Origin of the sequence: Mycobacterium hubeiense, assembly GCF_002838065.1 — a bacterium.
GTDB classification, from domain to species: Bacteria; Actinomycetota; Actinomycetes; order Mycobacteriales; family Mycobacteriaceae; genus Mycobacterium; species Mycobacterium hubeiense.
The window spans coordinates 1-5,072 of sequence record NZ_PIZU01000082.1 but is presented as its reverse complement, the minus strand read 5'-3'; the positions used below and the strand labels follow the sequence as shown (position 1 = coordinate 5,072).

Genomic DNA, 5,072 nt, shown 5'->3' with positions numbered 1-5,072 from the left:
GGTCAGCGGTATAGCCGACATACGCCTTCCGTTCAAACGCATTGAGGAGCCGGCGAATCGCGGCGTTTACCTTCGTCGGGTCGACATCCTCAGGCGCCCAGCGGCCATCGACAAATGGATCCTTCGTGCTTATCGAGGCGTTGTCGGCCTCGTCATCAAGGAGCAGAAGGGGGAAGTCTCGAATGGTCTTGGGGTCACCCTTTCCGGCCGCCTCTAGGACCCAGTCCGTCAGTTTGTTGAGAATGCCCGCGTGCTTCTTAACCACAAGCAATACGGGAAGCGTCCCAAGCGCCACCGGAACGGCTCGAGCCTTCGGGGTCCGGAAGTCGCCGTCCTCAGCGCTGTTTGTGAGGGACGCGACGGCCAGCCGTCGGGCGCCAGGGAGTTGGAAGACTCCTAGTGCGCCGTCTGGGAACCCCCCGTCCGTTTGATCACCGTCTAGGCCCTGACGAATCTGCGTATCGAAGCCAAGGAAGCCCTCATCGAGCCGGAGCTGCGTCTGGCTACGCAAGTTGTTGTACATCCCTGCCAGCACAACGACCAAGCGGTAACCGGCGTCAGCCGCTCGGCAAATAAGCCCAACATAGTTGCCTGTCTTGCCGGATTGAACGCCGCCGACAACGAGTCCTCGGCGATCCCACTGGTCTGTACGGTCAGGATCTTCGAGGTGTCCGAGCACCTTGAGAGTGACCCGATCAAGCCGATCTAGGATGTTAGGGGGTCTGTTCTGCCGCTCGCGCAAGTAGCGGAGGTATCGCTCTGAGAAAGCCCAGTCGATCGAGCCTCGGCGCGAATCGAGCCATTCAACGTGGCCACGATCGTCTACGAGGGCGGAGGAGTCTTCTTGAAAGATGTCAAGCGCGGCTTGTAGCTGGCGGATGAGCTGATCGCGGTCGAAAGCTACGCCGTCGCGCCCTCGAGCAAGAAATGCCGCCGCCGCGTCGACGGCGTGTTCGACGTCCTCGGCTGTCGTGAGCCCGCCGACCGACAACATCGACAGTGCAGTCTCGTATGCCTTTGTCATCAGATCTTCAGTCACCGTTGCCTCCGAAGCGTTCAACTATCGCAGGGTAAAGATTGAACGGTTCTGCGTTGCGGATGCGCTGAGCAGCTTCGCTTCGGGATTTACCTTGTGCGAGCAGCGATTCGTATGCACTCTCCGCCAACGCAAGGATTTCGTCGGGTGGCCTATCCTCGAGCGGAGCGCGCTCAAGAGGTTTGCTTGGAACACTGACCATAGGCACCGTGTCTTCCAGCAACGAGAATATCGCCGAAAGTTCACGCCGCTGATCGCCAGCATCTTGGAGTGCCTTGGCGATTAACGGATGGCTGCGGTTGATCCTTGGCTCCCGCGTTCCATGACTTGCCAGCACACGCCAGACGTGATCGATTCGCCCCGCTGGGTCGCGCCTGACCTCACCTGCGCGGTGGCGCATCACAGCCTTCGCCTTCCGACGGGTATCCCGCGCGATGCGAAGTAAGTCCGATCGCAAGCCGGCAGGAGGACGAACCGTCCCCTTTGAAATGTCTAGTTTCCATTCGCGATCAAGCTCAGCTGGGATATCGACGGAGATTCTGGCCAAATTATGCGCATCGTCGCGCGACAAGCCGAGTCCGAGCCAGTCCCCCGCGACTATGAGGCGATCTCTTCGATACACATAGAAACCTTGCTGCTCGTTCCACCCCATCGGGCCCGCGGCAACATGTCGTAGGTGCGGGCTCAGTTTCGATTCGTGCGGTAGGACGAAGGGCCTGACACAGACGTCGAATCCGCGAAACGTCAGGCGCTCCGGCGGCAACACCTGCGTCGCGGGATGCTCCTCGAGGAACGGCGCAAACGGTTCCACAACGGCATCGTTAATTCGTAGCTTGAGGGCTTTCTCGCGGAGCAGAAACCGACCGAACACCATGCCCAGCCAACGGGACACTGTCTCTAGTTGATCGTTGAACGCCTTTCGTGCGGCCTTGTCGCTGGTCTTCGAGTCCGAGGCGACGAGGTCCGTAAGTCGTCGCCAAAGCACGATCGTGCCGGCGCTGCCGTCGTCAAGCGCACTCAGAATGGCGGCGGCCTCGAGTGGAGCATTCCGGCGAAGCACCCACCGCCCAGTCCGTCGGACCGCATCAAGGTCCCAACACCGCACAGACGACCCGTCCTCGCCACTTCGTCTCGTCGAAACTGTGACTTCCCGCGCTTGGGAGAAGGACGCCGTCTTCAGGCCGAAACCAAATCTCCCCAGATCACCGGCATCACGAGGAAGCAATGGGTCGCTGCTGCCAATCCGCATCGCTTCCTTCAGGCGCTTCTTGGTCATCCCTTCGCCGTCGTCAATCACGGCACACCAGGAATCCCGGCCGGCCCAGTGCGCCCGTACCGCCACGGTGGCTGCTCCTGCGGCGAGACTGTTGTCAATCAAGTCCGCAAGTGCAGACTTCGGTTCGTATCCGAGATGCCTAAGCGACTCGATCGTCGCCGCGGGATCGGGCGGCGCCTCCTCCCACATGTCACCTGACTGGTCATAACTCGATACTGCCGTCATCGCCCGCCCGAAAGCGCCGGTGGGGGATGCGTCGCGTACACCTTAGGTCGATCAGGCACCATAATTCTCTCTTCCTGCCATCGGACCGCAATTTGATTGCACCGTGTAGCCGCGATTCGCGCCTAATCACGGCCTTAAACCCCAGCCTAGGCGGCGTCGCGCCTAGTCGTTAGGCAAACCAAGAGCTCTGCTCGTGCAACTATGCGGTCTCGGGCATCACAGAGTCATGGGAGCCCGTGAAGCGAGAGGCGTGGGCGCGAGACCCATCCCGGTGGGTACGTCGCGTGCCGGCGCCTAATTCGCTCGACGAGGTCAACGGCCCTTCGCACGGTCGGTGAGTCTGCCGGTACGTAAGTCTGTGCTGGTCGGGCCTCAACCCTCGTGACGTTCGATGGGACCTCGCGGACCCAGATCGCCGCCGCGAACTGTACGAGATCGTGCACTTCGAGGGCGACCTCGACGACGTTCGGAGGTGGTCATTTATCCCCGGGCGTGCCTCCCACTATGTGGACCGCGGACCAAATAGGGTCCGACCCGAAGGGATGATTGAGTTGGCGATAGTCCTGTGCGGATGCGAGGCCAATGGGCTGGCCGAACAACGGAACGGCGGCGCTTTCCGACGCGGAGCGCAATGGACGTCCGGCTCCAAACTCGCTCCGACTAGACATGCTGAGCTCAAACTGCCCGCTAGTCACGGCACAATCGGCCAACGGGAGAGTCAGCTACGGCCATCGGCAAGGCAAGGTCAGCATGAGGTCCGACACAGCAAACGATGCTGACGGGATCGCCGGATAATGGATGGTGCAACCTGCGAGGCAATCCAACGGGGCGACGCGAAGCTCGAGCTGCTCGAGACGCTCGACTGGCGGGTTGTAGGGACGAGGGTGCGTGCTTCACATCGGTTAAAGACGGTGTTATCGGTCCCGATCACCCTGTTCGCCGGCATACCGATTGCTGAACCGCATCGGCCGACGTTTCTGATTCGCGACGGTCAGCCAAAGCGCAACATCGCGTGCAGACTAGACGTTCGCGGGAGTCACTTTAATCGAAGGACCGACTCTCGCATGTGGATCAACCAGACCCATCTGCATGAGTGGCGAGATCCCTACAAGGATGCGCATGCCGTTGATCCACCACCGCCGTGGCCGCCTGAGTGGTTTCGAGACGATGACACTAAGGTCACATCTGACCAGCTCAGAGAGCTATTCGAGATGTTCTGTCGGATGTTCCACGTTAAATTGGGCGGGGCATACCATTGGGTGGATCCGCTGAAGTTCATCGGCTCGACGGAACCCGTGAGCACCGAGGATGGAGACGTGATTCCATGACTGCTGATCGTGGGGCGCTCTCGTCAGCGCTCGACTTGCTGCGTAGCGAGATCACCTGTCGGAATGCTCACGACGGCAAGAGCCTGATCGTAACTACGGGGCGCTTCTTCTCCGACGGTGATGCGGTGGAATTGCTGGTTCGTCCATCTGAGGATGGCGAACGCGTTGTTGTCAGTGACGGCGGACTGACCCGGGCTCGTTTGGACCTTGTCGGGTCTGACATCACGTCTAATCGAGCAAGAAGCATGTGGGCTGACGTCCTTGACGAGTTCGGTATCCGTGAAGTCGGGGGCCGTGTTTTCCTACAGACCAAGGCGGATGCAGCTGCGGCTGGAATCTCTGTGCTGGCTGATGCGTGCGTCGCGCTAGATAGTGTGCACCTCCTTACGATGGGTGAACGGCACACGTTTGTCGACAAGGTGCGAGCGTGGCTCCGATCAGAAGCCAAAGTCCCCGTGCAAGACAAGACCAGCGTCGTTGACAGGTTTGGCGAAGCGCAGACTGTTACCGCCATCGTTGACTCGCCCAGGGGCGATCTGGTCGTTCAAGCGGCCAGCGGCCGGAGGATCACTGACCTCAGAACATCGATGGAACATGCCTTCTGGGTAATGGGCGGTCTCCACGAATCCACATACCCATTACGGAATCGGTTGACGATCCTGGAATCAGTCCCGACGAAGTCGGCCACCCAAGACAGGCTGCGGAGCATGACACGGCGGCTCGCCGAGGTGAGCTATGTCGGATCATTCGAAGGGCAGATTTCGCTCCGAACATTCATGACCGCGAAGGCTGCGCCGCCGGTTCATGACTTCGTGTTCGACTCACTCGGGCAGCTCCCAGCCGATATCGGCGGACCCGCCGACTCCGCCTAATTAGAAGCGCCCTTCGGTGCGTTTCGTGGCCATGAAAAAGTCCCCACTGGTGGCCAAGTGGAGGTCCCCCACCGGTGACCATCAACAATCCCACGTACCACGACCAAACGGGACAGACATAGCCTTTGAGTTAGCGGCGGACCTGAGTTATATCGCCATTCGACGAACATTGGAATATGGTGCGCAATAGGTTGAACACGCGCCAACATAGACCAGAACGGCTGATAGGGTATTTCGAGTGACGGATAACGATAAGCGGCTTGATCAGCAGAGCTCGGAGGGCGACGGGTCCGAAGCTAGTGGTGTGTCTCATAAATAAATGATGTGTTGTTCGG

At 59.9% G+C, this 5,072-nt stretch carries 2 protein-coding genes and 1 pseudogene; 1 reads left to right on the top strand and 2 read right to left on the bottom strand.

The window, feature by feature from the left end; genetic code table 11:
* Both CWS39_RS27800 and CWS39_RS27795 read right to left on the bottom strand, forming a co-directional pair.
* Positions 1–1,060: pseudogene (locus tag CWS39_RS27800) on the bottom strand (hypothetical protein); the annotation flags it as partial.
* Positions 1,032–2,537 carry an ATP-binding protein gene (locus CWS39_RS27795; RefSeq protein WP_102146054.1) on the bottom strand — a complete coding sequence of 502 codons (1,506 nt, stop codon included), beginning with the start codon at positions 2,535–2,537 and terminating at the stop codon, positions 1,032–1,034. The gene CWS39_RS27795 and the pseudogene CWS39_RS27800, both read right to left, overlap by 29 nt.
* A gap of 1,324 nt (positions 2,538–3,861) precedes the next feature.
* On the opposite strand from CWS39_RS27795, the gene CWS39_RS27785 reads away from it, so the two are divergent.
* Complete coding sequence (locus CWS39_RS27785; RefSeq protein WP_102146052.1) at positions 3,862–4,737, top strand: DUF1828 domain-containing protein; 876 nt, start codon at positions 3,862–3,864, stop codon at positions 4,735–4,737.
* Positions 4,738–5,072: the final 335 nt, after the last annotated feature.